The 15,734-nt window shown below is 41.8% G+C and carries 13 protein-coding genes; 8 read left to right on the forward strand and 5 right to left on the reverse strand.

The annotated features are described in order from the left end of the window. Positions 1-6: 6 nt before the first annotated feature. From Q0R88_RS10625 to cysS, 3 genes are all read left to right on the forward strand, one after another. Entirely contained in the window at positions 7-882 is an 876-nt protein-coding gene (locus Q0R88_RS10625) for a rhomboid family intramembrane serine protease (protein WP_295715880.1), read from the forward strand. Between the two features lie 130 nt (positions 883-1,012). Beyond that, positions 1,013-1,987 carry an endonuclease/exonuclease/phosphatase family protein gene (locus Q0R88_RS10630; protein ID WP_295715883.1) on the forward strand — a complete coding sequence of 325 codons (975 nt, stop codon included), beginning with the start codon at positions 1,013-1,015 and terminating at the stop codon, positions 1,985-1,987. A gap of 266 nt (positions 1,988-2,253) precedes the next feature. After that, positions 2,254-3,717 carry a cysteine--tRNA ligase gene (cysS, locus tag Q0R88_RS10635; protein WP_295715885.1) on the forward strand — a complete coding sequence of 488 codons (1,464 nt, stop codon included), beginning with the start codon at positions 2,254-2,256 and terminating at the stop codon, positions 3,715-3,717. 120 nt (positions 3,718-3,837) lie between these two features. Here the strand turns inward: cysS and Q0R88_RS10640 are convergent, their stop codons facing one another. Further along, positions 3,838-5,073, reverse strand: coding sequence for a cystathionine gamma-synthase family protein (locus tag Q0R88_RS10640; protein WP_295715887.1), 1,236 nt, complete (start codon positions 5,071-5,073; stop codon positions 3,838-3,840). 309 nt (positions 5,074-5,382) lie between these two features. On the opposite strand from Q0R88_RS10640, the gene dtd reads away from it, so the two are divergent. The 5 genes from dtd to Q0R88_RS10665 all read left to right on the forward strand — a co-directional run bounded on the left by dtd (position 5,383) and on the right by Q0R88_RS10665 (position 11,470). Continuing rightward, positions 5,383-5,841, forward strand: a complete 459-nt coding sequence (dtd, locus tag Q0R88_RS10645) for a D-aminoacyl-tRNA deacylase (protein WP_295715888.1) — start codon at positions 5,383-5,385, stop codon at positions 5,839-5,841. A 51-nt stretch (positions 5,842-5,892) separates the two neighbouring features. Continuing rightward, positions 5,893-6,267, forward strand: a complete 375-nt coding sequence (locus Q0R88_RS10650; RefSeq protein ID WP_295715890.1) for a GxxExxY protein — start codon at positions 5,893-5,895, stop codon at positions 6,265-6,267. 59 nt (positions 6,268-6,326) lie between these two features. Continuing rightward, the gene (locus Q0R88_RS10655; RefSeq protein ID WP_295715892.1) at positions 6,327-6,653 is read left to right on the forward strand and encodes a nucleotide pyrophosphohydrolase; all 327 of its coding nucleotides are present in this window, start codon (positions 6,327-6,329) and stop codon (positions 6,651-6,653) included. A gap of 121 nt (positions 6,654-6,774) precedes the next feature. Next, positions 6,775-7,644, forward strand: coding sequence for a DUF4349 domain-containing protein (locus Q0R88_RS10660; RefSeq protein ID WP_295715894.1), 870 nt, complete (start codon positions 6,775-6,777; stop codon positions 7,642-7,644). A 157-nt stretch (positions 7,645-7,801) separates the two neighbouring features. Continuing rightward, on the forward strand, positions 7,802-11,470 hold the full coding sequence (locus Q0R88_RS10665) for an ABC transporter permease (RefSeq protein ID WP_295715896.1): 3,669 nt from the start codon (positions 7,802-7,804) through the stop codon (positions 11,468-11,470). A 130-nt stretch (positions 11,471-11,600) separates the two neighbouring features. Here the strand turns inward: Q0R88_RS10665 and Q0R88_RS10670 are convergent, their stop codons facing one another. The 4 genes from Q0R88_RS10670 to Q0R88_RS10685 all read right to left on the reverse strand — a co-directional run bounded on the left by Q0R88_RS10670 (position 11,601) and on the right by Q0R88_RS10685 (position 15,653). Next, positions 11,601-12,353 carry a 2-phosphosulfolactate phosphatase gene (locus Q0R88_RS10670; protein ID WP_295715898.1) on the reverse strand — a complete coding sequence of 251 codons (753 nt, stop codon included), beginning with the start codon at positions 12,351-12,353 and terminating at the stop codon, positions 11,601-11,603. A gap of 67 nt (positions 12,354-12,420) precedes the next feature. Continuing rightward, positions 12,421-13,503, reverse strand: a complete 1,083-nt coding sequence (gcvT, locus tag Q0R88_RS10675) for a glycine cleavage system aminomethyltransferase GcvT (protein ID WP_295715900.1) — start codon at positions 13,501-13,503, stop codon at positions 12,421-12,423. Positions 13,504-13,789: 286 nt separating this feature from the next. Then, positions 13,790-15,001 (reverse strand): glycosyltransferase family 4 protein, encoded by a 1,212-nt coding sequence (locus Q0R88_RS10680; protein WP_295715902.1) that lies wholly within the window; start codon positions 14,999-15,001, stop codon positions 13,790-13,792. A gap of 55 nt (positions 15,002-15,056) precedes the next feature. Further along, entirely contained in the window at positions 15,057-15,653 is a 597-nt protein-coding gene (locus tag Q0R88_RS10685; RefSeq protein WP_295715904.1) for a ribonuclease HII, read from the reverse strand. Between the last annotated feature and the right edge of the window lie 81 nt (positions 15,654-15,734).

The following is a 15,734-nucleotide window of genomic DNA, read 5'->3' on the forward strand; positions in this document are numbered from 1 at the left end:
ATTATCATGAGCACCCTTTGGCAAAATATCCACTACAAAATGCTGCGGTCGGGCAATAAGCTCAACCTGCTTATTGGCATCAACGTTATTGTTTTCCTGGCTGTGAACGTAACGGCTATTATTGAGCAGCTTTTTACCGGCTTTGGCAACAGCACGGTACTTCTTTATAGCAATGAATACCTGCTGCTGCCGGCGTATTTCCCAAAACTGCTAACGCATTTTTGGACGCCCTTAACCTATATGTTCATGCATGCCGGCATCTTGCACATCCTGTTTAATATGCTGTGGCTATATTGGATGGGCCAGATATTTGAAGAGTACCTGGGCAACAAGCGCACCATAGGTTTATATATTATGGGTGGCCTGGCCGGCGCACTGGTTTATTTATTATGTTTAAATTATTTGCCCGCTTTTTCCAACGCGCATGCGGCTATAGGCAGTACAATAGTTGGGGCATCGGCCAGTGTTATGGCTATTGTTGTGGCAACTGCTACCTTATTACCTAACTACACTATATCATTAATATTAATAGGCCCCGTAAAATTAAAATGGCTGGTATTTGTAATACTTGTAATTGATTTTCTGGGCATCATAGGCCCCAATGCAGGCGGCGAAATTGCCCACTTGGGTGGCGCTTTATTGGGATTTATCTATATTAAACAATTGCAAAAAGGGCGCGATTGGATTACCGGTATTGCCAACATCTTCAAATCAAAGTCAAAATTAAAAGTAGTACATCATAATACCGGTAAAAACAGCATCGAGTATCCTCGTCAGGATGAAATTGACCGTATATTAGATAAAATTTCACAATCAGGTGTTGATAGCCTGAGCAGACAGGAAAAGGAAACTTTAGCTCGCGCAAGCAAGAATGAAAAATAAAAAAAGGGGGTTATCTTTCATTAGTAGAATTTTTTTATGGATAAACCTGTTTCTCTGTTTTGCATTAGTTATCAGCTATTTTGCACCTTACGTTAACCCTCAAAAAATTTGGATAATTGCCTTTTTTGGATTGGCCTATCCACTTCTGCTGTTACTTAATGTTATCATCATGGTTTACTGGCTACTGCGCAGGCGGTGGCAGTTTGCACTTTCGCTGGTAACTATATTAGCAGGCTGGAGTACGCTAAACAATAATATCGGCTTTCGTTCCGCTTCGTCCAATGCCCGCGTAGCCGGCTCAAACTGCGTGCGCATGATGACCTATAACGTTCATAATTTTAAACGCTATGGGGCAAAAAACGATATTTCGACCAAACATGAAATATTGGAGCTTATCAGCAGTCAGCAGCCGGATATTATTGGTTTCCAGGAGTTTTTTACACGTTACAAGGGCCAGTATGATATGCGGGATTCTATTGTTAAGGTGCTAAAAATAAGTAACTTATATTTTGAGCCTTTTAATTTCAATAGCCAGGAAGGTATTGGCATGGCCATTTTTTCAAAATTCCCTATAATAGCTAAGGGAATGATCCAGCTGTCTGATGATAGAGCGTCATCAAACCAATGCTTATATGTTGATGTAAAAAAGGGCGAAAAAATTTTTAGAGTTTATAGCGTTCACCTGCAATCCATAAAATTTAATCCCGACGATTATAAATACATAGATAGCGTATCAAAAAAAGGGAAAACGGATATGCAATCAACCAGGAGACTGGGCGGTAAACTTAAGATCGCGTTTATAAAACGCAGCGAACAGGTTTTTAAAGTTAAGGCCCATGCCGCAGCCTGCCCTTACCCGTATATTATATCGGGCGATTTTAATGATACCCCAACATCATTCGCGGTAAACCAAATGGCCAGTGGACTCAAAAATGCATTCCGCGAAAAAGGCTCTGGTTTTGGTCGCACGTATAACGGCGATTTTCCTAATTACCAGATAGATTATATTATGGCCAGTCCGCAGTTTAATGTGGCATCTTACCAGATCATCGAAAAAAAATTATCGGACCATTTTCCGTTGCGCAGTGATTTGATACTGAATTAGGTAGAATCAGGAATTAAGAGCCGATAGAGAATCAAGAATTAAGAGTCAAGAATCAAGAAAGGAAAAACAAGATGGCGAAGCTATCGTCTGCAAGCGACTTGAACCAAGAATCAAGAGTGAAAAGGAAAATGGAGAGTGTATGAACGACTTGCCTGCAGGTAATTTTTTGTCTTGATTCTTGGCCCTTGATTCTTGACTCTGTTCCACGACGGATTCTTGCATCTATATGATTAGCTTAAAATCGAAAAAATCGTAAGTTTGCCCTCATGAAACAAAATTTGTTTGTTTACAACACTTTATCCCGTAAAAAAGAAGAATTTAAAGCACTTAATGCCCCACATGTGGGTATGTACGTGTGTGGACCTACCGTGTACAGCGATGTGCATTTGGGAAACTGTCGTACCTATATCTCATTCGATCTGATGTTTCGTTACCTTAACCACCTTGGTTACAAGGTGCGTTATGTACGTAATGTGACCGATGCAGGCCATTTGGAAGGCGATGCCGGAGACGAGGGGGAAGATAAAATATCAAAAAAGGCAAAGCTTGCCCAGCTGGAGCCTATGGAAATTGTACAGAAGTACACCGTAGGTTTTCACGAGGTGATGCAGATACTGAACACGCTGCCGCCAAGTATTGAGCCTACAGCTACCGGTCATATTATAGAGCAGATTGAGATGGTAAAGGTGATACTTGAAAAAGGGTATGCCTACGAGGTGGATGGCTCTGTTTATTTCGACGTTGAAAAGTATAACAAAACCAAAGATTACGGTGTATTAAGCGGTCGTAACTTGGAAGACTTGCTGAATAATACCCGCACATTAGGCGGTCAGCAGGAAAAACATGGCAAGCTTGATTTTGCCCTTTGGATAAAAGCAAAGCCAGAGCACCTGATGAAATGGCCATCCCCATGGGGAGTGGGTTTCCCGGGCTGGCATTTGGAATGCTCTGCCATGAGCCAAAAATATCTGGGTAATCAGTTTGATATCCACGGCGGCGGGCTTGATCTTGTGCCTACCCACCATACCAATGAGATAGCGCAACATGTAGCCTGCTGCGGTAAAAACCCGGCTGTTTACTGGGTGCATACCAATATGCTTACGGTTAACGGCCAAAAAATGTCGAAATCATTAGGCAACAGTTTTTTGCCGCATGAACTTTTTAGCGGCGAAAACTCTATCCTTAATAAAGGCTACAGCCCAATGACGGTTAGGTTTTTTATGTTGCAGGCCCATTACCGCAGTACACTTGATTTTGGTAATGACGCTATGGAGGCCTCCGAGAAAGGTTTTAGGCGTTTGATGAATGCCTACGCCCTGCTTAATGGCTTAAAAGTATCAGCCAGCACCGAAATTGAAATTGAACCCCTACTAAACCGCTGCTACGCGGCCATGAATGATGATTTTAACAGCCCGGTATTAATTGCCGAGCTATTTGAAGCATCACGGATCATCAATTCGGTAAATGATGGTAAAATGAAGATAGATGAGGCAAACCTGCAACTGCTTAAAAACCTCATGAATTCCTTTGTACTGGATGTATTGGGATTAAAAGATGAACAGGCCGATAATGACGACCTGCCAAAGGTATTAAACCTGGTAGTGGAGTTAAGGAACGAAGCTAAAGCTAACAAAGATTACGCTACAAGTGACAAGATCCGCGAGGGCTTATCAAAAGTTGGTTTCCAGCTAAAGGATAGTAAAGACGGTACCCTTTGGAGCAAGAGCTGATATTGAAAATCAGGATATTTACTTTACAATTAAAATAAAACAATTCAGGAGGCCCTAATGGAACCTCCTGAATTGTTTTAACAGAATATGCAGTATTTATAAATACTGTTGTTTGAATTTTTATCCCAGAGCTTCTTTAAAATCCGCCATCAAATCATCCAGGTCTTCAATACCAACCGATAGGCGGATCATGGTTTCAGGGATCCCCATTTCGGCACGTCTTTCCGCCCCAAGCTCAAAAAATATGGTTTGAGCTACCGGGATAGCCAGCGTACGGGTATCGCCAAGGTTGCTTGATTTTACTACCAGCTGCAGCTTGTTTAAAAATGCAAGGCAGTCAATACTTTCATCCAGTTCGATGCTCATTAAACCACCAAATTTGGCGAAAAGCTTACTGGCCCTATCGTGCTGGGGATGGCTTTCTAAACCCGGGTAAAATACTTTTTTAATTTTAGGATGGCTTTCAAAATAGGTAGCCAATGCTAATGCGTTGTTGCAGGCACGCTCCAGTCGTAAGGCCAATGTTTCTGATCCTACTGATATAGAGTGAGCGGCTTCGGGTGATAATGTGCCACCGGCATCGCGCAAGCCCTTTTTTCGTACCTGGGTCATGCCCAGCGCCGCGGGTTTTACCTGTGCTTTAAAAGCAGGAAAGATATTAGGATATACGCTCCAGTCAAACAAACCGGTATCGGTAACACTGCCGCCCAAAGCATTGCCATGGCCGCCAATGTATTTAGTAAGCGAGTTAATAACCAGGCTGGCTTTTACATCAATAGGGTTAAACAGGTAGGGCGAGGTCATGGTATTATCAACCACGTATAAAATGCCTTTTTGCTGGCATAGTTCGCCAATGCCTTCCAGATCAACTATTTGTGTGGCGGGGTTAGCTATGGTTTCAACAAAAACAAGTTTGGTGCTTTCTTTTATTTCGTTGCGTACATTTTCCGCATCCGTGGCATCAACAAAAGTGATATCCAAACCCATATCAATATAGGTTTGAAATATGCTGCGGCTGTTTCCAAACAGGAATGAGCTGGCAACAATGTGATCTCCATGTTTAATAAGCGCCATGATGGTAGCCGAAATAGCGGCCATGCCGGTAGAGAATGCTATAGAAGACATTCCCTTTTCCATTTGGGTTACTTTTTGTTCAAGCGCGGTTATCGTAGGGTTGCCCTGGCGGGAGTATGCGTAACCCTTCTTTTTATTCTGGAAAATATCTACCAGGTCCTGCACATCTTCGTGTCCGTAAGTAACCGAAGTGTGGATTGGTTTATGTAAAGAACCATGTTCTGGTTGGCCTAAGCGGTCGGAATGTAGCAGGGTAGTTGTAAAGCCTCTTTTTGTCGTCATTGTGAACCTATTAGTAAAATAGAATAATAGCGGTTGCGAACTTAGCAATTATGCACCAATTTCACGAATTGGATCGAATTGACACAAATCTAATAGACACGAATTCCACAAATTGGATTGAATTGACACAAATCTGATTGGTAAAGGGTTTTGCTGAGGCGAATTTTGATGATCGGGCGAATTGGCACAGATCTGAGTCGCAGGGCATCCGGTAAAATGAGCTGCTGATTTTTATTCGCTACTAATCCGCTTGAATTCGTGAAATTCGATCCAATTTGTGAAATTCGTGTCCATAAAATTCGTGTCTATATGAGAGCTGTACTACAACGTGTTACTGAGGCAAGCTGCAAAGTTGATGGAGAAATTACCGGGCAAATAGGTGCCGGTTTCCTGGTGATGCTGGGCATTGAAGACGCCGATACTATTGATGACATTAACTGGCTGGCCAATAAAATTGCAGGAATGCGTGTTTTTGGCGATGAAAATGGTTTGATGAATAAGGCATTGGCCGATATTGATGGCGATATTTTGCTGATATCACAGTTCACGCTGTTTGCGCAGACCAAAAAGGGGAACCGCCCATCATTTATCCGTGCTGCTAAACCAGATAAAGCTATCCCGATGTATGAGCAGATGATAAAAACGCTGGAAACTATCACCGGTAGAAAAGTAGCCGCGGGAATTTTTGGGGCCGATATGAAGATCAGTTTATTGAATGATGGGCCTGTTACAATTGTGATGGATACCAGGGACAAAGAGAACCATTAATACACACCAATTGCACTGATTTTGTCGAATTACGCTAATCTAATATAAACTATGGCCGATTTGCTTTTCAAGGAAGAGTCTTATAAAATAATCGGTGCGTGCTTTGAGGTGCATAAAATTCTTGGTCATGGCTTTAAAGAAGCCGTTTATAAAGACGCTTTGGAATTTGAGTTTGAAAAAACCAACATTTCCTTTTCAAGGGAAACTCCTTATACAATTGTATACAAAGGGCAGAAGCTCAAACATTTCTTTGTAGCCGACTTTATTGTTTTTGACAGCATTATACTTGAAATAAAAGCAGCAAGCAATATTGGAGAGCCTCACATTAAGCAAACATTAAACTACCTTAAAGCCTCTGGCTTAAAGCTGGGAATCGTCATAAACTTTGGCACACCGTCGCTTACCTATCAACGTGTAATAATTTGATCCATTAAGTTAAATCAACATGATTAGTGGAATTCGATAAAATTTGTGTAATTCGTGTTATGGAAATTAAAGAAGCGCAGCATCTTGTAGATAAGTGGATAAATACCATGGGGATCAGGTATTTTAATGAACTTACCAATACTGCTATTTTGATGGAGGAAGTGGGCGAGGTAGCCCGCATCATGGCGAGACAGTATGGTGAGCAATCATTTAAAAAATCGGATATGGAGGTTAACCTGGCTGATGAAATGGCGGATGTGCTTTTTGTGCTGATATGCCTTGCAAACCAAACAGGGATCGATCTTACCGACGCGCTTGAGAAAAATATGGAAAAGAAAAGTATCCGCGATGTTGACAGACACAAGAATAATGAGAAACTGAAGTAATAGTTATTAAAATTATATATTGATTAATTTAAATAAACAAAATTAAATTCTGTTTATTTTTAATTTTATATAATTTAATAAGGTAGGTTTCGTTTATTATCAATAACTAAATCGCCTTATTATGAAAGTATATCTCATTTTATTTACTTTATTATTAACGTTTTCTGCCTGTGGGCATAAAAATGTAGAAGAGAAAGCGGTGGTGGCCGATATGGCGATGGCTCCCGTTCCGCCAGTAAAGCAAAGTAAAGCAGGTTACGAAAGAGCGTATGATAAAAAAGCGTTTAATGACAAGGAAGCCTCTCCAAAAGAAACGGTTGATACATCTAAAAAAATAATTAAGGAGGGCGAGATCCGTTTCCCGGTGGAGAACCTGAAAGCAACCCGCCAAAAAATAGTTAACTCGCTAAAAAAACTGGGAGGCTATGTTGCCGAAGAAAATGAAACAACCAATAGCGACAATAATCAAAAGGAATATAATCTGAAAATTCGGATCCCTTCAAAAAATTTCGACTCATTCCTGGAGGCATTATCTGCCGATGCAGATCATATAGACAAAAAAAATATCCGCCGGAGAGATGTTACTACTGAGTTTATTGACATCGCCACTCAACTTAAAAACAAGCAACTGCTTGAGGATCGTTATCTTGAACTGTTAAAAAGGGCTACCAAAACCAGCGATCTTTTGCAGATAGAGGAAAAGCTTGCCCAGATCCGTACCGATATAGAATCAACCCAGGGGCAACTAAATTATTTAAGCAGGCAGGTTGCCTACAGCTCACTTGATATTACTTTTTACAATAAGCAAACGGCCCAAATTGTTGACGAGGCATTTAGCTATAAATTTAAAACGGCTGTTTATGATGGCTGGAACTTGTTGCAAAACCTGTTTTTTAGCACTATTATGTTTTGGCCCTTTATAATTATAGCCGTTATTTTTTATTGGATGGTTAAAATATGGAGAAAGAAAAAGGGAAAGAAAGCGGAGTAAGTTTTGCTTTCTTTTATGTTGTATGGGTCGGGATGTGATACGCAATTCAAAACTGTTAGGCCCTGTGTTCGCAATGGTTATATAGTATAAATAAAATGCAATTTACTTATATTAGTAAGTTAACGGTTTGGAACAGGGATTGAAGTAAATAAAAAAATTGAACGCATATATCTTCCATATTACCCTCTATGACCTGGCCTTCCTGGGGGCGATATTTATCGGGTTCTCTTTCGTTCTGCAGTTGGGATTCGCCAAAAGGGCCAACCGGGCTGCAAATCGCTTATTGAGTTTGGCCCTGGTTGTGATGGTGCTGTGGCTGCTTTGGGTACTGGGGAGGGATATCGGTCTTGAAGCCTATTTTTCTCATTGGAGCTGGCTGCCGCTGCAATTTTCGCTGGCGTTGGGCCCGCTGATCTTTTTTTATGTTCTCAAAATAACCCGGCCTAAGTATCTATTTCGCTTTAAGGATCTTCTGCATTTCGGCCCGCTGCTGCTCGAACTGGGCGCCCTGGTATTGGAGATAAAGGAGAGTATCAGCACAGGGGCGGCTACTTATCATACGCAGACCTTTTATACGCTGAACCCAATATTACAATTGCTGGCGTTTATTTCGGTCGGCGCCTACCTGTATGCGTCTCACAGGCTGATAGAGCGTTTTTACCGGGGCCTCAAATTTAACGGGGGCGATCGGTACCGGTCCGAATTGCGGTGGCTGCGTAATTTACTTATAAGTTTCGGCCTGTTATGGCTATTGTGGATCCCTTTTATAGCCGGAGACTATTTTTATTACCATTACCAACTAAGTATACATGCTTATTATCCTTTATATCTCCTTTTAGCGGTAATGGCTATTTGGATGGCGGCCGTAGCCTTTTTAACTCAGGAGGCTGGCGTACTGGTCGATCCCCCTTCGTTTTTAAAGCCACCGCTTCCTGCAGAAATGAAGCAAAGGGGTAGTTGGCTAAAGAAAACCGTGCAAGCCAACCGGTATTACCAGGACCCGGAACTGAACTTAAGCTCGCTGGCTGAAAAGCTTGACCTTGGTCCTCATGAATTATCGAGGATCATCAATACGGTGCTCAAAAAAAGCTTTAATGATTTCATCAATGAATATCGCGTTGCAGACTTTGTTCAGAAAATGCAGGACCCTGCTTATGAACACATAACCCTGTTGGGGATTGCATTTGAATCCGGATTCAATTCCAAAACTACGTTTAACCGCACTTTCAGGCAAATGACCGGGAAAAGCCCCGCAGAATATAAGAACGATCTGAAAAAAGAGCGACCATCTTATAACTTGGAACACCCGATCCGCTTTACAGCGGTAAATTCGAATCACGAAACCACCCCTAAGTGGTATGATGAGAAATTAAACCGCAACTATATGTTTAAAAGTTACCTGAAAATAGGATGGCGCAACCTTACGCGCAATAAAAGCTATACTGCCATTAATGTTACTGGTTTGGCTGTTGGTATTACCGTTTGTATGATGATCTTTATCATTATACAATTTCAAACAAGCTTTGATACTTTTCACGCGAAGAAGGATCGTACCTATCGCGTGCTGACCGAATTCCATTACGCAGAAGGAGGAAATATTTCTTACAAAGCAGCTGTGCCTTTTCCAATGCCTTTAGGACTGCAAACGTCTTTTCCCCAAATAGAACAGGTAGCTCCGATCTTTGCCAGCCACGATGATCAGTTGTTGATTCTTGATAATAATGGAAATACGGAGAAAGATTTTAAGGAGCAGCACGGTGTATTTTACATGAACCCTTCATTCTTTAAAATATTCGATTTTCCGCTGCTGGCAGGTTCTTATGAATCATTAAAAGATCCGAACAACGTATTACTTACTAAAGAGATCGCTGAAAAATATTTCGGTGACTGTAAAACAGCAATAGGCAGAACCATTAAACTGCAAATGGGCGGCTATATGTTCGAACACGGCGTCGACGTATTAAAAGTTTCAGGCATTTTGGCCACCGTACCTGCAAATTCAGATTTTCAGCTAAAGGTTGTTGTGGCCTACGGAACGGGTTTTACCGGGGATTATTTGTCAAAATCCACCGATTGGGACGGGAATGTTGCCGGTTTTGGTTGCTATATTTTGCTGCCGCCGAACACTTCTGCCGACAATTTCAACCAGCAACTAAGAGCTTACTCCCACAAGGTAGAATCGCCGGGCAATACCGACAGGCATTTTATCCAGCCGTTGGGTGCGGTGCATTATGATACGCAGGTGAGTAATTACAGCAACAAAACAATCAGCCATCAACTGCTCAATGTATTGTGGCTTATTGCAGCATTCATCCTGTTAATTGCCTGCGTAAACTTTATCAACCTCTCCACTGCGCAAGCCGTTAACCGGGCGAAGGAGGTTGGAGTTAGAAAAGTGTTGGGGAGTAGTAAATCTCAATTGCAGATCCAGTTTATCATCGAAACATTTTTAATAGTTGTAAGCGCTGTAACGCTCGCAGGCTTTATTACCATACTTGCATTGCCTTATGTGGGGAACCTTTTGGAACTTTCGCTTTCATTCAACATTTTTAGCAATCCTGCAATTATCTTATTTCTTTTGGCGGTAACCATCGTAGTTACAGCACTCGCAGGCTTTTATCCCTCTATTGTTTTATCGCGTTTCAATCCGGTTAATGCGCTAAAGAGTAAACTCACGTCAAATGCAAACGGAATTTCGTTAAGAAGAGGGTTGGTGGTGTTTCAATTCATCATTGCGCAGGCGCTTATTATCGGAACGCTCATCATTGTAAAGCAAATGGATTATTTTATGAACCAGCCGCTGGGCTTTGATAAAGACGCCATTATCAATGTTCCTTTCCGTGTGGATAGTCTTCGCCTCAGCAAGCTGGGTTATTTAAAGAAAGAATTATTGTCTGTAAACGGTGTGCAGGCGGTTACTTATAGTTCCAACACCCCGGTTGAAAATGGCACCGATCTGTGGAGCATTATCAAATATAATCATGCGGTAAAGCAAACAGACTTCCAGGTTATTACCAAATTTGCCGACAACGAATACGTATCCACTTACAAATTGCCGCTTATAGCCGGCAGAAATGTGAACCCGTCTGATACCACTGGAGAATTTCTGGTAAACGAGTCTTTAGTGAAAACTTTGGGGCTGAAAAAACCAGAGGACATATTGAACAAGCATATGACCACCTGGCATGATCAGATCAAAGGAACTGTTGTTGGCGTATTAAAAGATTTCCATGACCGGTCTTTCCGCAATGACCTTGCACCATTATTGATCACCACCGACATTGCCATGTACAACCAGGTAGGGATAAAGCTGGCGACTACAAATATTTCTTCTACCATGCAATCGGTTAAAAAGGTATTTGATAAAACGTTCCCCGATTTTGTTTATGAGTACAAATTTCTCGATGAAAAAATTGGAAGTTTTTACAAACAGGAAAACCAGTTATCGCAGCTGTATAAAATTTTTGCAGCTATCGCCATATTCCTTAGTTGTCTTGGTTTGTATGGTTTAGCCTCATTTATGGCAGTGCAAAGAATAAAAGAAGTGGGTATTCGTAAAGTGCTTGGTGCTACCGCGGGCAATATCGTTTATTTATTTTCAAAAGAATTTATCATACTCATTGCAATTGCCTTTGCCATTGCTGCACCCATAGCATGGTATTACATGCACCAATGGTTGCAAGCTTATGTTTATCGCATCAAAATCAGTTGGTGGTTATTTGCAGCAGGCGGATTTGCGGCAATAATTATTGCACTTGCAACGATAAGTTTTCAGGCAATAAAAGCAGCAATAGCAAACCCGGTGAAAAGCCTGAGAAGTGAGTAGGCATTTGTCGCAGTATTAACAGGAGATTTGGGTTAAATGCAATAAGATGCTTTCGGCGTTGAAATGCAGGAGGGCTTCATGTCCAAATCGGGTATAAGTCCGGATGTGTTATCCGGACCTATGCCCAATTTTAGCTCAATTTTACCAGCCGTTCGCCCTCCAAAACCGGAATGGCGGTGGTGATATCAATTTGCAGGCAAAACTCAATATCTTTTTGGATGCCCAGTTTTTTCAACCTTTCGCCGTGCGATGTTTTTTTAAGGTAGTCGTTAATATCATGCTTGCCTAACTGGTAAAGATCATTTGCGGCAATAGCGGCATCATCCAGCTCAAAACCATCTGTTTTTAGCTGTTCTATAACGGCTCCGGCAAACAGTGTATCTTCCAGGTTGAAATTGTTTTTCCAGCCGGCACATACTAATAAAATATTTTCATCCTGATTTTTTAGCCAGGTGCTAAGCGCGGTAAGATTCAGGAATGAGCCTATTACAATTTTTTTGGCCGCACGTGATAAATGTAGTGCATGGGTACCATTAGTGGTAGTAAGTACAATGGTTTTGGCTGCTACTTTTTCTACCGTGTATGAAAATGGCGAATTGCCAAAATCAAAGCCATCAACTACTTTTCCATCGCGTTCTGCTGCCAAAAGGTAATCCAGCCCTTTCTCTCTATACGCGGAACACTCCTCAACCTGTGATACCGGAATAATAGCCTCAGCACCGTTTTCAATACCATAACATATAGATGATGTTGCCCTGAAAATATCAATAACCACTACAATATAATCCTCCACATTATAGAGTGGTATTAAAGCCGGAGTAAGACAAACGTGTGCCGCCCGCCCCCCTGAAGGGAGCGTTTGGTTATCGGTATTATTTGACATGATTTTTAAATTAATAACTAAAGGGAAAACTATTGTTTATAGTTCCCCCTTCAGGGGGTTAGGGGGCTTATGCCTTGTAAAATGGTGGCTTTACAATTTTAGCCTTTACCTTGTTATCTCTAATGCTGATGTAAATTTCGGTGCCTTCTTTGGCAAATTCGGTTTTTACATAGCCCAGGCCTATGGCTTTTTGCAGGGAGTGCGATTGTGTGCCCGATGTTACCTTACCTATGTTATTGCCCTCAGCATCAACAATGGGGTAATCATGACGCGGAATACCACGATCTATCATTTCAAAGCCTACCAGCTTTTTGCTTACGCCAGCTTGTTTTTGCTGTTGCAGTGCTTCGGCGTTGGTGAAGTCTTTATTAAATTTAGTAACCCAGCCCAGGCCGGCTTCTAAAGGCGAAGTAGTATCGTCAATATCATTGCCATAAAGGCAAAAACCCATTTCTAAACGTAAAGTATCACGGGCGCCCAGGCCAATTGGTTTAATGCCAAATGGTTCGCCTGCGTTAAATATGGCCTCCCAGATCTGGCTGGCATACTGGTTTTCGAAATAGATCTCGAAACCGCCCGCGCCGGTGTAACCTGTAGCCGAGATTACTACATTATCAACACCTGCAAAGGTTCCTTTTTTAAAGGTGTAGTATTCCATAGATACCAGGTCAACATCGGTAAGGCTTTGCAGCGCCTCGGCGGCTTTGGGGCCTTGAATTGCCAGCAGTGAGGTACGGTCTGATATGTTTTTCATATCAACGCCGGCAGTGTTAAACTTAGATATCCAGTTCCAGTCTTTATCAATGTTTGATGCATTAACCACCAGCATATAAGTTTTCTCGTCTATGCGGTAAACCAACAGGTCATCAACAATGCCGCCATCTTCATTGGGCAGGCATGAGTATTGCACTTTGCCATCGTACAGTTTTGAAGCATCGTTACTGGTAACTCGTTGTATTAGGTCAAGCGCATTATCGCCCTTTAAAATAAATTCGCCCATGTGGCTTACGTCAAACACACCAACGGCTTTGCGTACGGTTTCGTGTTCGGCGTTAATACCAGCGTATTGTACGGGCATATTATAGCCGGCAAAGGGTACCATTTTGGCACCTGTTTTTATATGGATATCGGTTAAAGCAGTATTCTTCATGCAAACTGTATAATAAGCCGCAAAAGTAATTATTTCTGAGTGGAATTGGGAAGGAGGATGGAAATTAAGAGGTGAGTTATCAGCCGGCCGGATTACTCATCGCGACATCGCTAATAAAAGAAAATTGTCATTTCGAACGAGCGGGGGCGGATTGAGCGTAAGGGCGAGGAGAAATCCTATACAATATGCATTGTTCGTTAGTATGTTGTATAGGATTTCTCCTCGTACCTCGTTTGAAATGACAACGTTTTTACCGAGAAATAGAAGGAGGTTTCCACACCAGCCGTTATACTTTAGCTGCCTTTTCTAAATTTTTATAAAACTTAACCAGGCCTTTGGTAACCTCATTTACATCATGCTGCTGCTCTATCAGTTTACGGGCGTTTAAGCCCACGCGGCGGCAAAATTCTTCGTCGGTAATACAACGCTCAATTGCGTCATAAAATTCCTGCTGGTTATTGGCAATCAAAATATCGTCACCATGGGTAAAGTTAATCCCTTCGGCACCCAGGGAGGTTGATATAATACATTTTTGCATGGCCATGCCTTCCACAATCTTTACCCGCATCCCCCCGCTTGATAAAAGCGGAACTATCATGATGGCCTTACTGTTCACAAACTCAAAAGCATCGTCAACTTCGCCCTGTATAAATATTTTGCCCATCACCTCATAGTCGTCATAACGCTCGGGGATATTATGGCCTGCCACATAAAACTTCACCCGGAGATCGCCTTCGGTGAGGTCTTTATAAAAATTATCAATAAACCACTCTATTCCTTCGCGGTTGGGCAACCAATCCAACGATCCCAGGAAAAACAGGCTCGGGAATTCAGTTTTGCTTAGATCAGGGTTGTACCTGGTTAAATCAATGCCAACCGGAAATATTTCCACCGGGATTGTAGTCCCATAGGATAGCATCGTGATCTTATCTTCGGATGTGAATACCGCTATAGCATCAAATTTGTTAAGCTGCTCCAATTCATAATCCTTAATGCGTTTGGCCAGCATGCGCAGGTACCATTTTTTAAACAGATCGCTTTTTTGCTGGGCCAGCCTTTGCCAAACCTGGTGTTCAATATTATGTGAGCGATAAATAAGCCGGGCCTTAGAAAACTTGCGGATAGATGACAGGTAGGGAGTAACAAATAAACCCTCAAATTGCACAACATCATAAACCGTTTTCTTTAATTCGCGGATAAGCAGTTTTTCAAATTCGGCATTATAAAAGCGATCAACATTGTTTGATTTTTTATTGAACAGGTTTACCACTGCATCAACCATAGATATGTTGATGTTGATCTTATACGAGGTATAATTTATTTTATCCTGCAGCTCATCTTTCCCATGCGAGTTTCCATTGTATTTTTCGGCGTTTAATGATACCAGCGATACATCATGGCCTAAGGCGATCAAGCCTTTTATGGTATTGCACACCACTATGGCATACCCGCCATTTTGCGGAAATGGGACACGATGTGTTAAAATAAGAATCTTCAAATGATTGATGGTTTGTCACAAAAGTACCATCCTGAACGTGGTAATCAAAGTATCTTTAAAAAATACTTAGCTGTGGATCGCTTACCCTGAAAGTTTTACGATGGTATGGCGTAAAACCTATTTTCATTACCGTTTCGCGGTGTTTTATGGTTGGATAGCCCTTGTTGGTATGCCAATCGTACTCGGGATGTTCGGCGGCAATTTGAAGCATATAATCGTCGCGGTAGGTTTTGGCCAATATGGATGCTGCCGCTATGCTGAAATATTTTCCATCGCCCTTAATAATGCACTCATGCGGGATGTTTGGATATTTTTTGAAGCGGTTACCATCAATGATCAAAAATTGGGGTGCTATATGCAGTTTTTCAATGGCTCGGTGCATGGCCAGGAATGATGCATTGAGGATGTTGATCTCGTCTATCTCAAAATTATCTACCGATGCTACTGCAAAGGCAATAGCCTTTTCTTCTATCACGGTACGTAACTGGTATCGTATGTCTTCAGATACCTGTTTCGAATCGTTGAGTAGGTGGTGATCAAAATCATGGGGGAGTATCACGGCGGCCGCAAATACCGGCCCTGCAAGGCATCCGCGACCAGCTTCGTCACATCCTGCTTCAATTAATTCATATTGGTACCTGGCTGCTAACATCAGTGCAAATATAAGAAGAAGTATCAGGTAGTTAGTATCAAGTTGTTAGTATCAAGTATCAAGACAGGAGCTAAATTCTTG

The organism is Mucilaginibacter sp. (assembly GCF_025362475.1).
Taxonomy (GTDB): domain Bacteria; phylum Bacteroidota; class Bacteroidia; order Sphingobacteriales; family Sphingobacteriaceae; genus Mucilaginibacter.

What these genes read in the sequence shown, in the direction of transcription:
- Q0R88_RS10660 (WP_295715894.1), top strand. Translation starts at nt 6,775, where the DNA reads ATGAAAGTATATCTCATTTTATTTACTTTATTATTAACGTTTTCTGCC.
- Q0R88_RS10685 (WP_295715904.1), bottom strand. Translation starts at nt 15,653, where the DNA reads ATGTTAGCAGCCAGGTACCAATATGAATTAATTGAAGCAGGATGTGAC.
- Q0R88_RS10655 (WP_295715892.1), top strand. Translation starts at nt 6,327, where the DNA reads ATGGAAATTAAAGAAGCGCAGCATCTTGTAGATAAGTGGATAAATACC.
- dtd (WP_295715888.1), top strand. Translation starts at nt 5,383, where the DNA reads ATGAGAGCTGTACTACAACGTGTTACTGAGGCAAGCTGCAAAGTTGAT.
- Q0R88_RS10670 (WP_295715898.1), bottom strand. Translation starts at nt 12,353, where the DNA reads ATGTCAAATAATACCGATAACCAAACGCTCCCTTCAGGGGGGCGGGCG.
- gcvT (WP_295715900.1), bottom strand. Translation starts at nt 13,503, where the DNA reads ATGAAGAATACTGCTTTAACCGATATCCATATAAAAACAGGTGCCAAA.
- cysS (WP_295715885.1), top strand. Translation starts at nt 2,254, where the DNA reads ATGAAACAAAATTTGTTTGTTTACAACACTTTATCCCGTAAAAAAGAA.
- Q0R88_RS10650 (WP_295715890.1), top strand. Translation starts at nt 5,893, where the DNA reads ATGGCCGATTTGCTTTTCAAGGAAGAGTCTTATAAAATAATCGGTGCG.
- Q0R88_RS10640 (WP_295715887.1), bottom strand. Translation starts at nt 5,073, where the DNA reads ATGACGACAAAAAGAGGCTTTACAACTACCCTGCTACATTCCGACCGC.
- Q0R88_RS10625 (WP_295715880.1), top strand. Translation starts at nt 7, where the DNA reads ATGAGCACCCTTTGGCAAAATATCCACTACAAAATGCTGCGGTCGGGC.